We start from the raw sequence: 16,468 nt of genomic DNA, 5'->3' as shown, positions 1-16,468 counted from the left end.
TCGCTTTCCTACGCGTAATTCAAGGATTCAGCAGGTGGAGCAGGTCTTCAGATCTTCCGTCGTGATCGTCACGGGATGGGCCGGGATGGTTACGTCGTTCAGCCCCAACAACTCGCCGAGGACAGGCAGATCGAAAGTGATGTTGCGCACCTCCAGCCGCATCGTCAGCACAGGCCCCTCCGGCCGGCCCCAGTAGCCGAGCCCCGATCGCTGATAGGTGACCATCAGATTCTCCCGCTTGATGCGCCAGTTGAGGTCGCAAATGCCGGGATGAGGATCGGTACCCGCGTTGCAAACGCCGTCGCTTCCGAGGACAATCCGGTTCAATGCCGCCGTGCAGTTTGCAAGAGCCGGTCCACAGGTCGAGGATATCGTCGCATTGTTCGGCGCCGCTCTGCCGTTGTTGAGTGGATCGGCGGCATCTGTTGGGAAAACAGCATTAAAATTCGTGGTCAGCGGATCGGATACCGCCGCCAAACGGGCGCCATATTGCAGTGCCTTGACCGTCTGATTCCACTGCGACATGGCATAGCCGAACTCGATGAAGGCGGCGAATACCAGCATGACGATCGGAAAGGTCAGCAATGCTTCGACAAGGCTGACACCACTGCTATCCTGCCAGAATGCCTTGATTGCCCTAGAGGTCACCATCCGATGTATCTCTCTTCATGGAAAGAACTGATGGTGATGGCACCAATTCCCAGAAAGCCGAATACCGGCGAGGTCTGGTAGAGATGAGCAGTGGAAATGGTGATGTCCCCGTCCGCATCCGGCGCAGTGATGGTGATGTCGGCAGGGTTGTTCCAGCCGGGCACGCGGGGTTTAGCGTTTGCCGCGGGTGTTTGGGTTCCGTAAAAGGCGATCGTTTTCGCAGTCGCCTGATTACATGTCGGCACATAGGTTCCCGACACCGGCCGGCACCGCGAAAGGTAACGCCCGGCATCGCGCAAGCCTGCGTCGATCTGCATACGCTGCCAGAAGATGCTGCCAAACTCGAGTATCCCCGCCGCAAAGATCGTCACAAAGGGGATCGCGAGCAGCGCTTCGACAAGCACCGCGCCTTCCTCCCGCCGCCAGAAGCCGAGGCAAAGCCGATGCCGGATAAAATTGCGGAGCGCCATCATCTGACCAACTCCGCTTCTTCCCGGAGGAAATCTTCGAGTGTGCCCCGTCCACCCTTGCCGCTGATGTCGATCACTTCAAGCGAGAGATAGCGCTCGTTGCCAGCCTTGATCGCCGGTTTGGTCATGAACATGCGTGCGAAGGCAACCGCCTGCGTCTGCTTGTGGCCGTTCAAATGGTCGACCGAGGCCTCGTAGCCGCAATTGACGATGGCGGCGAAAATCTCGCGGCGGTCGCCATATTCGCCCGCCGTGTAGTTCGACAGGGCCGGCCCCGAGTAGCACTGTCCGCCGCCTGTCGTCGGATTGCCGATTTCGCCGTTTGCCGAGGCATGGTTGAGCAGCGCCGCGGTGTTGAGCTCGTAACGATAGACGTCGTAGGCGGAGGGCCGGCTCGGTGTTCCGCCGGCCTGCGGCGGATAGCTGGAATAATTGCTGAGAATCGCGCTCACCGACGGGGCCGTGCCGCCCTGCGCGACGGTCCAGTAGTTTGCATAGTTCCAATTGTTGCTGGTGCTGATCTTGCCGCCGCCGAGAGGCGACATGGCTGCACCGTAACCCAATGGCACCGCCTTGGTGACATCGCCAACGGTGCTGCCGACCAGCACCGGGTCGTAGGCCTTGCAGCCGTTCTGTCCCGTTTGCTTTTGTGCGGAGCGCACGTTCTGGGCCGGGCGGTAGCGGCCATCATTGCGCAAGCCCTTGAACGACCCCTGATAAATACCGAATCGCGTGTTGACGCCGTCTTCAACTGGCCCGGCCATGGCACCCGTTTCGGTATCCAGCTTGTCCTTCGTATAACAGGCCCCCGGATTCCCGGTAGCCAAAGCGTCGGCCATCACGCTTGCGCCATTGCCCAGAGGGGTTCTCAGGAACCCGAAATTGCCAGGCCCGGGGCTGGACGAAGACGTGCTGTACATTTCGATTTGCCGGCCGTAGAGATTGCCGGCCGCGAAGTTGGTGTGGAGATCTGCCGCCGCCTGTTCGTTGGCGGCCGGGCTCGTATTGCCAGCCGGCTCATAGGGATTGCAGATGAAGATCGGCGTGATATCACAGGCACTGGCGTGATAGACGGCAACCGCATCTGCGGAAACATTGATCGTATCCCGATTGAAGCCGACCGGGACCGGAAAGATCGTCTGCATCGCCTGCGGCTTGGCAATGACCCAGGCGTAGGACGCTTCGCTGGCCACTGTCGTTTCCATCGAAGACGGGATCGGCGTATCGTCGTTGGCCGGGATGTTCTTCAGAAAAAACACGGTGACCGTGCTGCCGGCGTCGTTTGCGGCGTCGTAGGTCACGCTGATGTGCGAGCCGAGCGACATGCCGGTCCCGCCCCCGGAAAAAGCCGCGCTATTGGCGATTTTCTTGATCGCCGTCTGCGCCCTAGAAATGGCGTCATCACGCCCGTCGAGTTCGCGGGCTCCGGCCAGCGCCATTGCATCGACCGCGTTCTGGAGATCGGTATGCAGGTTGCTGCTGCGGCCGACATCGATGACCAGCAGCGAAAAGCCGAGAAGCATGGGCATGGCGATGAGCGTCAAGGCGATGACATAGCCACGATGATCGTTCCAGAACCGTCTGACAACCCTGCTCAGCATTGGCCTACCCCCATCACGGCTTCTGCCGTGACGACCCTTTTTCGTGTATTTCCCTTCCGGCGCGCTTTCGCCGTTCATGCCTTTCGAATGGCTACTGGCTGACGCTGGCCCCATTGGACGCACCGTTGGCCTCCATGGCCGGCGACGGCTGAATGACCCCCACCCCGCCGTTCTGGTACTCGGTCATCACCCTGCGGATCACCTTGCCGTCGCTTGCGATACGGGTTCGCTGGGCTTCCGGCGGGAACGGGTCCTCGGTATGGATGGCTTTGTTTGCTTCCATGGCGTTCCCGGCCCCGAAGGTGATCGTGTCGCGATGGTTCAGGTAGTCGGCGCAGCCGGAAACCAGGCCGGCGGCGGCAAGGACGAGAAGGGCGCGCTTAGCGTTTTGTAGCAACAACCTGGCCTCCCTGGTTCAGGTCGAGACGATGGCCATAAGGCCCGGTCACACCTTCGCCGTTGCGAAAGCGCCGGAGCATGTCCTTGTCGACTTCCAGGACACCGAGCGCGAAAAGCTCGACGTCGTTGGACGAACGCGTCTGATCGAGCGGACTATAGAGGTCCTCACCCGGGCGGGCCGGTCGCACGATGTGGGGGGTAACGACGATAACCAGGTCGGATTCTTTCTTCTGGAAACTCGTCGAACGGAACAGCGCGCCGAGGATCGGTATCTTCCCGAGGCCCGGCAACTGCTGGATGTCTTTGGCATTGATGGATTGCAGCAGGCCCGCCATGGCAAAACTCTGGCCGTCGCGAAGCGCGACAGTGGTGCTGGCCGCGCGCGAGATGAAACCCGGATTGCCGTTGACGTTGATCGACGGATCAAGCTCGGAAACCTCAGGCTCGATCTCCAGATTGATGAGCCCATCATCAAGAACCACCGGCTTGAAGGTCAGGCGTACACCGAAGGGGCGATAGTCCGTCTCGGTGGCGACTGTCGTGCCGTTGTTGGTCGTCTTCAGGATCGGCACTTCACCGCCGGCATGGAAGCTGGCCGTCGAGCCGCTCATAGCGATGAGGTTCGGCTGAGCCAGGCGACGCACCAATCCCTTCTGCTCGAGCGCGTTGATGACCACGTCGATGTGGCCGCCCGAGATTTCCAGCACCTTGGCGATCAACTGACCGAAGGGCAGCGCCCCCGTTGCCGCACCCTTGGGGTCGACGAGGGTACGTACGAGATTGCCGCTATCGTCCACGGTGATACCCTGGCTGGTCGTTGCCTTGCCGATGCGGTTGTTGTTGCCGTACCCGGACCAGCCGATCCCGAGGTCACGACCCGTCTGACGCGAGGCTTCGATGACACGGACTTCCAGCATTACTTGCTGGCTGTCACTGACGCGTAACTGGTTCAGCACCGGCTGGTCGGAATAGGACTGGGCGATGTCCATCACCCGCTGCAATTCGACGCCGTCACGGACTATGCCTGTCAGGCGAATGCGGTCGCTGGAGTTGGCCACGATAACCCGGGCCGAGGGCGCGGCAGAACGAATGGCGGCGGCGACTTCACTGAAATCGCTGGCAACGCGGACATCGATGACACCGAGAAGCGACTTGTCGTCGCCATAGACCGAGATATTGGTGGCGCCGATCTTCTTGCCGCGGATGAACAGCGACTTGTCGGAAAGCGGCACTACGTCGATCATATCGGCGCTGCCGATGACGAGATCACCGAAGGGCTGGCCGGTATTGAGCGTCAGGGTCGCGTTCGGAGGCAGGGTCACGCGCTGGACCGATTTGCCTAAGGTGACCGATTTTTCCTGTGCGTAGGCGCATCCGGCAAATCCGGGCCCTAAACACACACAGGCTGAAAACACTGCCACCAGTGCCGCAAGGCTTTTTGTCCTTGCGATTCTCCTCTTGCCATTCGCCATGCCTGCTTTAGCCCCCTCATTCGGCTGGCCGCATCTGCGGCATGCCGGCTAAACATCACTGGATCAGGCCGACTCGGTGCTCCTCGCGCTTCGTCGTGTTCCAGACCCCCACCGTCACCCACTTCGGCTCGACCGGCAATACCGGTTCGACTTTTTGTTCCACAATCTGCACTTGTTTTTCAGCTTCTGGCAACTTATTCTTTTCCAGATCATTGCCGAGCTCCGTCGCCATCGCCCCGCCACCGAGGTCGGCGACGGTGATCGGCCGGGTTTGCTCAATAGAAGCGGAGGCAATATTGCGAAGCGCCAGCGAGAGCGTGCCGATGCTGGAGCCGAGGGTAAGGCGCTGCGCTTCATCGGTCGTAACCTCGAAGGTCACGGTTTTCACAACGGAGGGCTCGTCCTTGCGCTCGTCTGCGGTCTGGTCCACCGCCAGCACCTTGACGCCTTGCAGCAGCACGTCGACGAAGGTCTGATCATTGCCGGCCGGCCCGCGCACGACCCGCGTCAGAAGCACGTCGACACGATCGGAAGGCCTGACGAAGCCGGCAACGCCGAGCACGTCGTTGACACGAATGGAGACCGCCTTCATCCCCTGGTCGAGCGCCGCCGACAGCGTGGCGCGTTCGCCGGCGCCCGTGATTTTGGAGGATAGCACCGGCTCGCCGGGATCGATCGCCGCCATGGCATAACGCGGCTGGGCGTCGCTGCCGACGACCGCCTCTATGCCGACAAACGAGCCTGCGGGTGTTTCATTCGAGGGCCATGGAATGGCTCTGAGATTTTCGGGCCGGATCCGGTCGCCGAAGCGCATCGGTTTGGCGGCGACAACGAGGGTCCTTTCCTCGGGCTTCATGCCGTTCATCGCCAGCAGCCGGGCCTTCTGATCGGAGAGATACTCGCGCATGCCGAAAACTGCTGCTGCTGCGAGGACAAACGCAATAACGAGACTTAAAATCGTTGAAGAACGCATCGCAGTTACTCGCTACACTGGACGGAACGCATCCATTCATTGCTTCTAATTTAGAAGAGAGGGGTTAACAAAACCCCTCGCTTCTTCGAACGCAGATATCAGCCCGCTGCGGCTGGGGCGCTCAGATTGGTTGTAAACCATCCTGCCCAGCCGTTCCAAACGGTAGCCAGATTGGTGCCGGCCAATGTCACCGCCGTGATCACGCCGCCAACCAGCAAGGCAAGCAGAATGAGGTATTCGGTAAGTGCGACGCCATCTTCTTCCCGCGCGAAAGCGCGTACGCAGTTTACAAATGCTTTCATCGAGAATTACCTCCCAGGTAAGTTGTGCGCCGTAATTTCCCCCGGCCGCCCTGTCGTCGAGACCGCCCCTTCGACTGGTTGTATTAATAAACTGTTAAGTCTAAATTAGTCAATTGTTTTATACATAGAAGATATACATCTATACTTTTATGGTTAAGACCAAAGTCCGAATAATAGAAGTAAATACCAGCTAACGTCGCAGATGCTGAATGATACCAAACGTACAAGTAGGTTAAATAACCAAAAGAGGTTGCGCTCTATGCTGAAAATGGTCTTCGTTATTAATTCACTTTCAGTATTACTTTTTCTCTACGCAGCCTGGACAGATTTCCGCACATGGAAGATAGCCAACACGCTCGTTCTTGCACTCGTGACACTTTATGCACTGCGTGCGGGGGCCGTAATTCTCAGCTCCGAGGATGTCGGCGCGGCGCTGTTTGCTTCGAGCGGAATTGGCGGCGACGTTGGGGCCGGTCTGCTGATGTTTGCGCTTGGGGTGGTGCTCTGGGCACTCCGGCTGTTCGGCGCAGGAGACGCCAAGCTTTTCCTGCCGATCGGCCTTTTTGTCGGATGGCACGGAATGCTGCCGTTTTCGTTTTTCCTCCTCGTCCTCGGCATCGTGACGCTGCTGGTCCTGCGGCTGCCGGTGCCCTTGCCCGTCGCACACCTCGCCTTCTTCATGCGCATCGAAGAAATCCGGGCAAGCCGGAAGATACCTTATGGCGTCCTCATGGTTTTCGCCGTGCTCCTCACCTTGGCTTTGCCCATGATCCGATAGCAGCTGCAGCTACCGTGACCCGGCATCGACATGCTTCCTCGCAAGAGCACCTTTGCCAAAGCGTTCAACTTTGGTGGTGGCGAATGTTAGGGGCAATGGCATTGCGGGGAATTGGGTTGTGGATCTTGACGGCCGCCTTCGGAGTTCAGCAGGATGCCCGCTTCCAGATATCCGCAAGCTATGTCGGCAGCGAGGAGGCGGTCTTCAAGCGTGCGTTGAGCGGCGCAAAGAATAATTGTTCATCTGACCCTAGGTAGAGCGCAGGTAAGCCTGGATCCATCATCAATGCCAGCGCCGTTCGATCACTTCGGCTTAATGGTTATCAGATTGCCGAACTCCATCGGGAAGGGGAATAAAATCGTCGAAGTCTTCTCGCCGGCGATGACGTTCAAAGTGCTCAAATAACGAAGTTGCATCGCCTCCGGCTGCTTGGCCAGAATTTCGGCCGCTTCCAGTAGCTTCGCTGCAGCTTGCTGTTCGCCCTCGGCATTGATGACCTTTGCGCGGCGTTCGCGTTCGGCTTCCGCCTGGCGAGCAATTGCACGAATCATCGACTCGTTGATATCCACATGTTTGATCTCGACAGTGGCTACTTTAATTCCCCAAGCATCCGTCTGAGTATCAAGGATTTCCTGAATATCCGAGTTGAGCCTGTCGCGTTCTGCCAACATCTCATCGAGGTCGTGCTTGCCGAGCACGGAGCGCAACGTCGTCTGGGCAAGCTGGCTTGTTGCCATCATGAAATCCTCGACCTGTATTGTCGACTTCTCGGGGTCAATAACCCTGAAATAGATCACCGCGCTGACACGAACCGAGACATTGTCATGTGAGATGACGTCCTGGCTGGGGACATCGAGTACACGCGTGCGCAAATCGACTCGCATCATCTGCTGGACATAGGGGATGAGCAGAATCAAGCCGGGTCCCTTGACTCCGGCAAAGCGGCCAAGTGTAAACACGACGCCGCGTTCATATTCCCTCAGAATCTTGACCGCGGATGCGAGGATGGCGACCAAAATGACAATGGCCACCAAATAGAAGGCAAGATCTGCAAACATATCCATGACTTCTCCTCCTGCCTCCTGAGTGCCGTTAAGTGTCCTTGGGACGGCTGGCGACCTCGAGCGCCAGCCCATTGCGGCCAGTCACGCTGACAGGGTCACCAGCAACAAGCGGTTCGGCGGAAACCGCCTTCCAGCGTTCGCCATGCGCAATCACGTACCCCGTGAGCCCCGTCCAACTCTCAACTTTGCCGGAAATGCCGATCATCTGCTCTGCACCGGTGGCAACCTGGCGCAAGCGCGAGGTGAATGCCAGGCGAGCAACGACAAGGCTAAAGGCAAGAACCGCAAAGGCAATCGCGCCCAGTAGTGGGCGCGACACTTCCAGGCCGGGTACATCGGTATTAAACAAAATCGTTGCTCCCAGGATCACGGCTACCCCGCCGCCAATGCCGAAAGCGCCGAAGCTTGGCGAATGCGCCTCAGCCACAGTCAATCCCACACCGAGGAAAATAAGCCCCAGGCCGGCAAAACTCACCGGCAGCAATGCGAGGGCATAGAGACCAAGGAGGAGGCAGATGCCGCCGATCGTGCCAGGAAGCATTGTCCCAGGTGCGAGAAATTCAAAGATCAGGCCATAGATACCGACCATCATCAGGATGATTGCGATGTTCGGATCGGTAATGACGGAAAGCAGGCGCGTGCGCCAGTCAGGCTCGAATTCCTGCACGACTAAACCGGCGGTATCGAGCTGGGCGTCCGTTTGACCGACCCGTACCTTGTAGCCTTGTGCCTTTGCAAGAAGATCGTTGACATCGACTGCCGTGAAATCGATGGCATGTTCGCGCACTGCCGCAGTGGATGAAAGGCTCGCAGCTTCGCGGACAGCACGCTCTGCCCAGTCGGCGTTACGATTGCGCAATTCCGCAAGCCCGCGAATGTACGCGACTGCGTCGTTAACAGCTTTGGCTTCGCTGGCATTGCCTGGAGCTTCCGCCTGTTTGTCACCAGGTTCGCTCGGCTTCTTTTCGGGTTCCGCATCACCGCCGAAAGGCCTTACGCTGAGCGCGATTGGTGTCGCCGCACCTAGATTGGTCCCAGGCGCCATTGCGGCAATGTGGCTTGCGTAGAGAATATAGGTGCCGGCGCTGGCAGCCCGTGCCCCGCTCGGTGCGACGAAGCCCGCGACAGGCACTGGTGAGGCAAGAATCGCGCGAATGATTTCCCGCATGGAGGTATCAAGGCCACCGGGCGTGTCCATCTGCAGGATGATCAAGGCCGCTCCACGTTCGCCGGCACGCTGGATGCCTCGTATCACGTAGTCAGCGATCGCGGGCCCAATCGCGCCGTTCACCTTGAGGACGACAGCGGTCCGGTTGGACGCCGACGCCGACGCTGCGACGAAGCCAAAAGCTGAGAGCAGCAAAAACAACAAAGTGAAGATTGGCGGTTGCCATCGCCAACACCTTAAACCCCGCGTGACAATCTGCGGAACGTACATAGCATTTAATGTATGTCGGAAATCACAAAGAAAAAGGAGAAGGCGACTCAGGATTTACGAACAAGTGAAGAACGCCAAGCTCAAGGCTTCGCTTCATGGTTGGTTTAACCTCTGAGGATGTAAGGCCTCAAGCCTTGGATGAGCTCCGCACGCTGCACCGGCTCGGCGACGAACGCGGCGACGATAGAAACCGGCCGGACTGAGCGAAGTCAGGATTTTAACTCCTTCCAGGCCGCATCCAGCGCCAGTCTGGTCATCCCGACCATCTCGTCCACCTCCGCGTGGGTGATGACCAGCGGTGGCGAAGCCAGCATGCGGTCGCCTGTGGCGCGCAACACGAGGCCGTTTGCCAGCGCATGATTGCGCACCAGCGCACCGACCTGATCGGGCTTGGCATAACGGGTGCGGGTGCTCTTGTCGGCGGCAAGCTGCAGGGCGCCCATCAGGCCGATGCTGACGGCCTCGCCGACCAGATCATGGTCGGCCAAGCCTGCCCAGGCCCTGCCGAAATAGGGACCGATGGCGTCGCGCACACGTTCGACAAGCCCTTCCTCCTCGATGATGCGCAGGTTTTCGAGTGCGGCGGCGGCGCAGACCGGATGGCCGGAATAGGTGAAGCCATGATTGAAGTCGCCGACCTCATTGATCAGCACATCGGCGATACGATCGCTGACGAGCACGCCGCCGATGGGCAGGTAACCGGAGGACAGCCCCTTGGCGATCGGCGCCAGATCGGGCTCGACACCGAAATGCTGGTGGCCGAACCATGCGCCCAGACGGCCGAAACCGCAGATCACCTCGTCGGTCACCAGAAGGATATTGCGCGCCTTGCAGATCCGGTCGATCTCCGGCCAATAGGTTTCGGGCGGGATAATAACGCCGGCGGCACCCTGCACCGGTTCGGCGACGAAAGCAGCGACATTCTCCTCGCCCAGTTCGTCGATCTTCGCTTCGAGCTCGCGGGCGACCTTGAGGCCGAATTCGGCCGGCGAGAGATCGCCGCCCTCACCGTACCAATAGGGCTGGCCGATATGGACGATGCCAGGGATGGGCAGATCGCCCTGCTCGTGCATGTATTTCATGCCGCCGAGGCTGGCGCCGGCGACGGTGGAGCCGTGATAGCCGTTCCTCCTCGATATGACGATCTTCTTCGACGGCTGGCCGACGGCGCTCCAATAGACGCGGGCCATGCGGAACCAGGTGTCGTTCGCCTCCGAGCCGGAACCGGTGAAGAAGATGTGGTTGAAACGCTCGCCGGCATGCGAGGTCACCTTCTGGGCCAGCAGCGTCGCGGGCGTCGAACTCGTGCCGAAGAAGGTGTTGTAATAGGGCAGTTCATTCATCTGCCTGGTGGCGGCCTCAGCGATCTCCCGGCGGCCATAGCCGATATTGACGCACCAGAGGCCGGCGAAGCCGTCGAGATATTTCCGGCCGTGATCGTCGAAGATGTGGCAGCCCTCGCCGCGCTGGATGATGCGCGTGCCTTCAGCATTCAGTTTCTTCATGTCGGAGAAGGGATGCAGGTGATGGGCGGCGTCGATCGCCGCAAGGTTCGAGGGCGGGCAAGTATCGGGCATAAGGTGAAGACCCTCGCGGATTGAAAGGCTGCTGTCGATCAGATAGGAGCTTGGCCTTGTCCCGGAGGATTTTCAAGGTCATGGCGAGCGACAGGATGGACGGCAAGACCGAGGGCGACCCGCGTTTCGAGATCCTGATCGTCGGCATGAACGGCGATCTGCGCGGTAAGCAGCTTCCGCTGGATACCGCAGGCAAGGTCTGGACCGGCGACATCCGCCTGCCGACCTCGACGCAATCGCTCGACATCTGGGGCGACGACAATGACGACATGACCGGCCTGTCGCTGACGATCGGCGATCCCGATGGCATGGTCGTTGCCGACCGGCGCAGCCTTGCGCCGATGCCCTGGGCGCCGGAGGGCTCGCTGCAGGTGCTCGCCAGTATGCACGAATTCGACGGCAGCCCGAGCTTCATGGATCCGCGCGCCATCCTTGCCTCGATACTGGAGCGCTATGCCTCGCGCGGCCTAACGCCTGTGGTGGCGACCGAGTTGGAATTCTACGTGATGTCGGGAGACTGGCGCGAGACCGGACGCCCCTCCCCGCCAGAAAGTCTCACCTATCGCGGCGAACCGAACGGCTTCCAGCTTTATGACATGAGCGCCGTCGACGCGCTCGACGACTATCTCGGGACGCTGAGGGCCTATGCGAAGGCACAGGGACTGCCGGCGGATGCGACGACGGCGGAGTTCGGCCCGGGCCAGTTCGAGGTCAACCTGTTGCATCGTCCCGATGCGCTGGCGGCCGCCGACGATTGCCTCTATCTCAAGCGCATCGCCGAACAGGCGGCGCGCCGCCACGGGCTGAAATCGACCTGCATGGCCAAACCCTATTCCGACCATGCCGGCTCCGGCCTGCATGTGCATGCGAGCGTCATCGACCGGCACGGCCGCAACATCCTCGACGCCAAGGGCGGCGAGCCAAAACGGCTCAAATCGGTTGCTGCCGGGCTGCTCAACACCATGCGCGAGGCGCAGCTGATCTTCGCCCCCTTCGCCAATTCATACCGCCGCTTCCAGCCGGGCTCGTTCGCGCCCGTGGACCTCACCTGGGGCAACGGCCATCGCGGCACGGCGATCCGCATACCCGACAAGGATGGGCCGGCCGCCCGCATCGAGCACCGCGTCGCCGGCGCCGACGCCAATCCCTATCTGCTGCTGACGGCAATCCTCGGCGGCATGCTCATAGGTCTCGACCACGAACTTGACCCCGGCGAGGAGACGACACCCTCGCACACACCGGCGAATACGACACGGCTGACGCATGATTTCCTGAGCGCCGTCGAGACTTTCCGCACCTCGCCCTTCATCACTGATATCTTCGGCGAGCGGTATCAGGCGCTCTATGGCGACACCAAGCGCAAGGAAGCGCTTGCGCATCTGCGCACCGTCTCGGATTTCGACTATCGCACCTATCTGCCCCGGCTCTGAAACTGTCAGGACCGCCTTAGGCGGCCGGCTCGCGGCGTTCGTCCGCGTCCACCTGGGCAGCCAGACCCTGCTTGACGAGAACCTTCAACTCGCCCGGGTGCAGCCTGATCGAAACATCGCGTTCGAGCGGCAGCAACTCACCGTCGATGACACAATTGGCCTTGGAGCGCAGCTTCGGGAAATGCAGCCGCACCTCGGCCGGGTGCATGACCATGACATCGGCATTCTCGCGGACCTTGCCGCGCAGCATGTCGATGGCGAGACGGGCGACACCGAGCGGCTTCAGCGGATTTGCCGCATAGAAGCCGAGTTCGCCGCTTCTCAGATTATCGGCGTAAAGCAGCGCATTCTCGCCGAAGGGATTGTTGGAGACGGAGATTGCCGACACCCAGCGGCGTTCGCGCATGCCGGCCGCCTCGAACTCGACCTCGAATTCCGGCGGATTGAGGACGACACCCAAGGCCGCCTTTGTGCTCGCCCGGATCTTGCCCAGCCGCGAACGATAGCTGTAGGCGTTGCGGTAACGCACCATGCGGGCATGCAGGCCGGCGGAAAACTGGTGGATGAAGGGCCGGCCGTTGGCGCTGGCAATATCGACATTGTCGATTTCGCCGGAGGCAAGCACATCGAGCGCCTGCCAGATATCGAGCGGCACACGCAACGAGCGGGCAAAGAGGTTCATCGTGCCGGCGGGCACGACGCCGAGTGCAATGCCGTTTTTCCAGGCGATCGATGCCGCCGCGGAAATCGTGCCGTCGCCGCCGCCGGCGACGATCCCGTCGATATCGTCGCGCTTGGCCGCCCGCTCCATGGCGGGAATGATCTCCTTTCCGGAGAAGACGATGGCGTCGAAATCATGCCCCGCGTCGCGGAATGCTTCCTCCGCCCTCTTTTCGTAGGCCAGCATGTCGGTGGTCTTGAACGTACCGCCATCGCGATTGAAAAAGCCTACAAGCTTCATATGGGCTCCCGTCCCTGGCGCGGAAATAATCCTGCCTTTGCTCTTGAGATGGTTGCGGCATCGGCGATTTCAAGCGCCGACGCCTTCTCCGGAAGATGACAGAAATGCAAATATTGCAACAGACATATGCACATAGCAGGACGCTGCACTGCAAAAAACGCACTCGACGCCGGCCGAGAGCTCACGGATAGATGGAAGGATCGGAGACAGGTCTCCACATCCCGCCATTTTGAACGATCGGCCCGCGGCAGCGCCTGGGCCATCGGCATTCAGAAAACCGCATCGAGGAACGCTCGTGAGTGAGATCGCCGTCAATGATTCCATCGACAGCCGGGATGAAGGGCTGCCGTCGGCAACGACAGTGGCGCTGGTCCAGCTGGCGCTCGCCTGCGGCGGCTTCGGCATCGGCACCGGCGAATTTGCGATTATGGGGCTGCTTCCCAATGTCGCCGACACCTTCTCGGTGACGACGCCGCAAGCCGGTTACGTCATCAGCGCCTATGCGCTCGGCGTCGTCATCGGCGCGCCTGTCATCGCCGTGCTCGCTGCGAAAATGGCGCGCCGCACGCTGCTCCTGACATTGATGCTGATCTTTGCCGCCGGCAACATCTTCAGCGCCATGGCGCCGACCTTCGAAACCTTTACGCTGCTGCGTTTTGTCAGCGGTCTGCCGCATGGCGCCTATTTCGGCGTCGCGGCGCTTGTCGCCGCCTCGATGGTGCCGGTGCAGCGCCGCGCCCGTGCCGTCGGCCGCGTCATGCTCGGCCTGACCGTCGCAACCCTTCTCGGTACGCCGTTGACGACATTCTTCGGCCAGTCGCTTGACTGGCAGATCGCATTTTTCTCTGTCGGCGTGCTCGGCCTGCTGACGGTGGCGCTGATCTGGTTCTACGTGCCCAAGGACAGGGTTTCCGACGAGGCAAGCTTTCTGCGCGAGCTCGGCGCCTTCCGCCGGCCGCAGGTATGGTTGACGCTCGGCATCGCCGCCGTCGGTTATGGCGGCATGTTCGCGATGTTCAGCTATATCGCCTCAACGACAACAGAGGTGGCGATGCTGCCGGAAACAGCCGTCCCGATCATGCTGGTGCTCTTCGGCGTCGGCATGAATGCCGGCAATTTCATCGGCTCGTGGCTTGCCGACAAATCGCTGCTCGGCACCATCGGCGGCTCGCTCGTCTATAATATCGTCGTGCTGACCACCTTCTCGCTGACCGCCGCCAACCCCTATATGCTCGGCCTCTGCGTCTTCCTGGTCGGCTGCGGTTTTGCCGCCGGCCCGGCGCTGCAGACGCGGCTGATGGATGTCGCCGCCGATGCACAGACGCTGGCCGCCGCCTCCAACCATTCCGCCTTCAACATCGCCAATGCGATCGGCGCCTGGCTCGGCGGCCTCGTCATCGCCGGGGGCTATGGTTTTGCGGCAACCGGTTATGTCGGCGCAGCCCTCTCCTTCCTCGGCCTCTTCGTCTTTGCAGCCTCGTTTCGCCTTGAGCGCCGCGACCGCAGGACGCAGGTCGCGTAGAGCGTCCCACCCGCAACTCGCAGGGTGCGACATTCTGGCGTTAAGCATTTACCCCGCTTGACTTTTTTCGCGTTCGGGACCACCTACGGCGCCGCGCGTCTTTTCAGACGCGCAAAGGACGCTGTAGAACTTAGAATTGCTGCATAATTTTATCCTTAAATCGATTCCGATTTAAGGAATTATGCAGGAGCATCTCACGTGGACGGCACTCGTCTTCCGCGGATTTCAACGGAGCCATCATTACGATGCCAAGTGACAGTAGCAGTCGATTGCCTTTGCCGTACGCGGCCCTCGTGCGCTGACCGACTCCTGTCGGCTCGCCCGTTCGGGACGCTACGGCGGATCGACGGAAAGGCGAGCCTCAAATGAACATCAATCGCTTCCCTCTTCGGGCAGGCCATGCCGCCCGTGCCTTCATCAACAACAGCCGCGGCGCAACCATCGCCGAACGCGTCGATGCGTTGAACGCACTCACCGTCCAGGATGCCGGCCGCGTGCTGTCAGGCATGCCGCTCGACTATGCCGTCAACATTCTCGATCGGCCGGAGCTTCGCAACGCCGCGCAAATCCTGGCGCTGATCAGTGCCGAGGACGCCGCACGGCTGCTGCACGGAATGTCGAACGACCGTGTCGCCGATGTGCTGCTCGAACTCGACGGCGAGACCCGCGCCCGGCTGTTTTCCAGCCTCGACGAACCGGTGCGCATCGCCATCCAGCACCTGATGGGTTATCCGCCGCGCACGGCCGGCGGCATCATGACGACGGAATTCGTCAGCGTGCCCGATAGCTGGACGGTTGCCCAGACGCTCGATCATGTGCGCCAAGTCGAACGCTCGCGCGAGACCGTCTATGCGATCTATGTGCTCGACGAGATCAGCCATGCGCTGCTGCATGTGGTGACGCTGCGCCGCCTGATCACCGGCGAGCCCGATGCCTCGATCCTCTCGGTGGCGCAGAAGGGCGCGCCGGTTTCGGCCGATCCGCTGATGAAGCAGGAGGACGTCGCCCGGCTGATCCGCAAGCACGACCTGCTCGCCCTGCCGGTCACCGACGACCACGGGCAGATGCTCGGCATCGTCACCGTCGACGACGTGATCGACACGATGATCTCCGACACGACGGAAGCGGCCCAGAAGTTCGGCGGCATGGAGGCGCTCGGCCAGCCCTATATGAAGATCGGCTTTGCCGGCATGATCCGCAAGCGCGCCGGCTGGCTCGCCGCCCTGTTCCTCGGCGAGATGCTGACGGCAAGCGCCATGCAGCATTTCGAAGGCGAGCTGGAAAAGGCCGTGGTGCTGACGCTGTTCATCCCGCTGATCATGAGCTCGGGCGGCAATTCCGGTTCGCAGGCGACCTCGCTGATCATCCGGGCGCTGGCGCTTGGCGAACTGAAGCTTTCGGACTGGTGGAAAGTGCTGTTGCGCGAATTGCCGACCGGCATCGTGCTCGGCGCGATCCTCGGCCTTGTCGGCTTCATCCGCATCGTCTTCTGGCAGTCGGCCGGGCTCTATGATTACGGCCCGCATTGGCAGATGGTCGCCATCACGGTGTTTGCCGCTTTGATCGGGATCGTCACCTTCGGCTCGATCTGCGGCTCGATGCTGCCCTTCCTGCTGCAGAAGCTCCGGCTCGATCCGGCCAGCGCCTCGGCCCCCTTCGTCGCCACGCTGGTCGACGTCACCGGGCTCGTCATCTACTTCTCGGTGGCGCTGCTCATCCTCAGCGGGACGCTGCTGTAAAGCCTAAGACCCCTCCCCAACCCCTCCCCACAAGGGGGAGGGGCTTAAACTGCCGCACCCGCATTCCAAATATTTGACCTTTCGGGGGAGC

The 16,468-nt window shown here is 60.8% G+C and carries 15 protein-coding genes; 4 read left to right on the top strand and 11 right to left on the bottom strand.

Annotated features, from left to right (window positions below; genetic code table 11):
• Positions 1–27: 27 nt before the first annotated feature.
• The 7 genes from RLEG4DRAFT_RS15925 to RLEG4DRAFT_RS15895 form a co-directional block, all read right to left on the bottom strand.
• Entirely contained in the window at positions 28–651 is a 624-nt protein-coding gene (locus RLEG4DRAFT_RS15925; protein ID WP_003578191.1) for a TadE/TadG family type IV pilus assembly protein, read from the bottom strand.
• Positions 645–1,124 (bottom strand): TadE/TadG family type IV pilus assembly protein, encoded by a 480-nt coding sequence (locus tag RLEG4DRAFT_RS15920; protein ID WP_003578189.1) that lies wholly within the window; start codon positions 1,122–1,124, stop codon positions 645–647. Before RLEG4DRAFT_RS15920 ends, RLEG4DRAFT_RS15925 begins: the two co-directional genes overlap by 7 nt.
• Positions 1,121–2,722, bottom strand: coding sequence for a TadE/TadG family type IV pilus assembly protein (locus RLEG4DRAFT_RS15915; protein WP_003578186.1), 1,602 nt, complete (start codon positions 2,720–2,722; stop codon positions 1,121–1,123). The genes RLEG4DRAFT_RS15920 and RLEG4DRAFT_RS15915 overlap by 4 nt, the downstream gene beginning before the upstream one ends.
• Before the next feature lie 91 nt (positions 2,723–2,813).
• On the bottom strand, positions 2,814–3,119 hold the full coding sequence (locus tag RLEG4DRAFT_RS15910; RefSeq protein WP_003578185.1) for a hypothetical protein: 306 nt from the start codon (positions 3,117–3,119) through the stop codon (positions 2,814–2,816).
• On the bottom strand, positions 3,103–4,593 hold the full coding sequence (locus tag RLEG4DRAFT_RS15905) for a type II and III secretion system protein family protein (RefSeq protein WP_003578183.1): 1,491 nt from the start codon (positions 4,591–4,593) through the stop codon (positions 3,103–3,105). Before RLEG4DRAFT_RS15905 ends, RLEG4DRAFT_RS15910 begins: the two co-directional genes overlap by 17 nt.
• A 55-nt stretch (positions 4,594–4,648) precedes the next feature.
• Positions 4,649–5,566 carry a Flp pilus assembly protein CpaB gene (gene cpaB, locus RLEG4DRAFT_RS15900; protein ID WP_003578181.1) on the bottom strand — a complete coding sequence of 306 codons (918 nt, stop codon included), beginning with the start codon at positions 5,564–5,566 and terminating at the stop codon, positions 4,649–4,651.
• A 98-nt stretch (positions 5,567–5,664) separates the two neighbouring features.
• Positions 5,665–5,868 (bottom strand): Flp family type IVb pilin, encoded by a 204-nt coding sequence (locus tag RLEG4DRAFT_RS15895; protein ID WP_003578179.1) that lies wholly within the window; start codon positions 5,866–5,868, stop codon positions 5,665–5,667.
• A gap of 259 nt (positions 5,869–6,127) precedes the next feature.
• On the opposite strand from RLEG4DRAFT_RS15895, the gene RLEG4DRAFT_RS15890 reads away from it, so the two are divergent.
• Complete coding sequence (locus RLEG4DRAFT_RS15890; RefSeq protein WP_003578177.1) at positions 6,128–6,646, top strand: prepilin peptidase; 519 nt, start codon at positions 6,128–6,130, stop codon at positions 6,644–6,646.
• Positions 6,647–6,948: 302 nt separating this feature from the next.
• Here the strand turns inward: RLEG4DRAFT_RS15890 and RLEG4DRAFT_RS15885 are convergent, their stop codons facing one another.
• From RLEG4DRAFT_RS15885 to RLEG4DRAFT_RS15875, 3 genes are all read right to left on the bottom strand, one after another.
• Positions 6,949–7,710 (bottom strand): slipin family protein, encoded by a 762-nt coding sequence (locus tag RLEG4DRAFT_RS15885; RefSeq protein WP_003578173.1) that lies wholly within the window; start codon positions 7,708–7,710, stop codon positions 6,949–6,951.
• A gap of 28 nt (positions 7,711–7,738) precedes the next feature.
• Positions 7,739–9,148, bottom strand: coding sequence for an NfeD family protein (locus RLEG4DRAFT_RS15880; protein ID WP_003578171.1), 1,410 nt, complete (start codon positions 9,146–9,148; stop codon positions 7,739–7,741).
• A 209-nt stretch (positions 9,149–9,357) separates the two neighbouring features.
• Entirely contained in the window at positions 9,358–10,725 is a 1,368-nt protein-coding gene (locus tag RLEG4DRAFT_RS15875) for an aspartate aminotransferase family protein (RefSeq protein ID WP_003578169.1), read from the bottom strand.
• A gap of 80 nt (positions 10,726–10,805) precedes the next feature.
• On the opposite strand from RLEG4DRAFT_RS15875, the gene RLEG4DRAFT_RS15870 reads away from it, so the two are divergent.
• Positions 10,806–12,155 carry a glutamine synthetase family protein gene (locus RLEG4DRAFT_RS15870; RefSeq protein ID WP_037093774.1) on the top strand — a complete coding sequence of 450 codons (1,350 nt, stop codon included), beginning with the start codon at positions 10,806–10,808 and terminating at the stop codon, positions 12,153–12,155.
• Positions 12,156–12,171: 16 nt separating this feature from the next.
• On the opposite strand, the gene RLEG4DRAFT_RS15865 is transcribed toward RLEG4DRAFT_RS15870, so the two are convergent.
• The gene (locus tag RLEG4DRAFT_RS15865; protein WP_003578166.1) at positions 12,172–13,116 is read right to left on the bottom strand and encodes a diacylglycerol/lipid kinase family protein; all 945 of its coding nucleotides are present in this window, start codon (positions 13,114–13,116) and stop codon (positions 12,172–12,174) included.
• Positions 13,117–13,411: 295 nt separating this feature from the next.
• Here RLEG4DRAFT_RS15865 and RLEG4DRAFT_RS15860 point away from each other — a divergent pair, with 295 nt between their 5' ends.
• Entirely contained in the window at positions 13,412–14,638 is a 1,227-nt protein-coding gene (locus tag RLEG4DRAFT_RS15860) for an MFS transporter (protein ID WP_003578165.1), read from the top strand.
• A gap of 365 nt (positions 14,639–15,003) precedes the next feature.
• Complete coding sequence (gene mgtE, locus RLEG4DRAFT_RS15855; RefSeq protein ID WP_003578164.1) at positions 15,004–16,377, top strand: magnesium transporter; 1,374 nt, start codon at positions 15,004–15,006, stop codon at positions 16,375–16,377.
• Positions 16,378–16,468 lie beyond the last annotated feature (91 nt).

This window comes from Rhizobium leguminosarum bv. trifolii WSM2297 (assembly GCF_000271845.1).
Note: the sequence above shows the minus strand (reverse complement) of the source record. Positions and strands in the feature narration are given on the sequence as shown.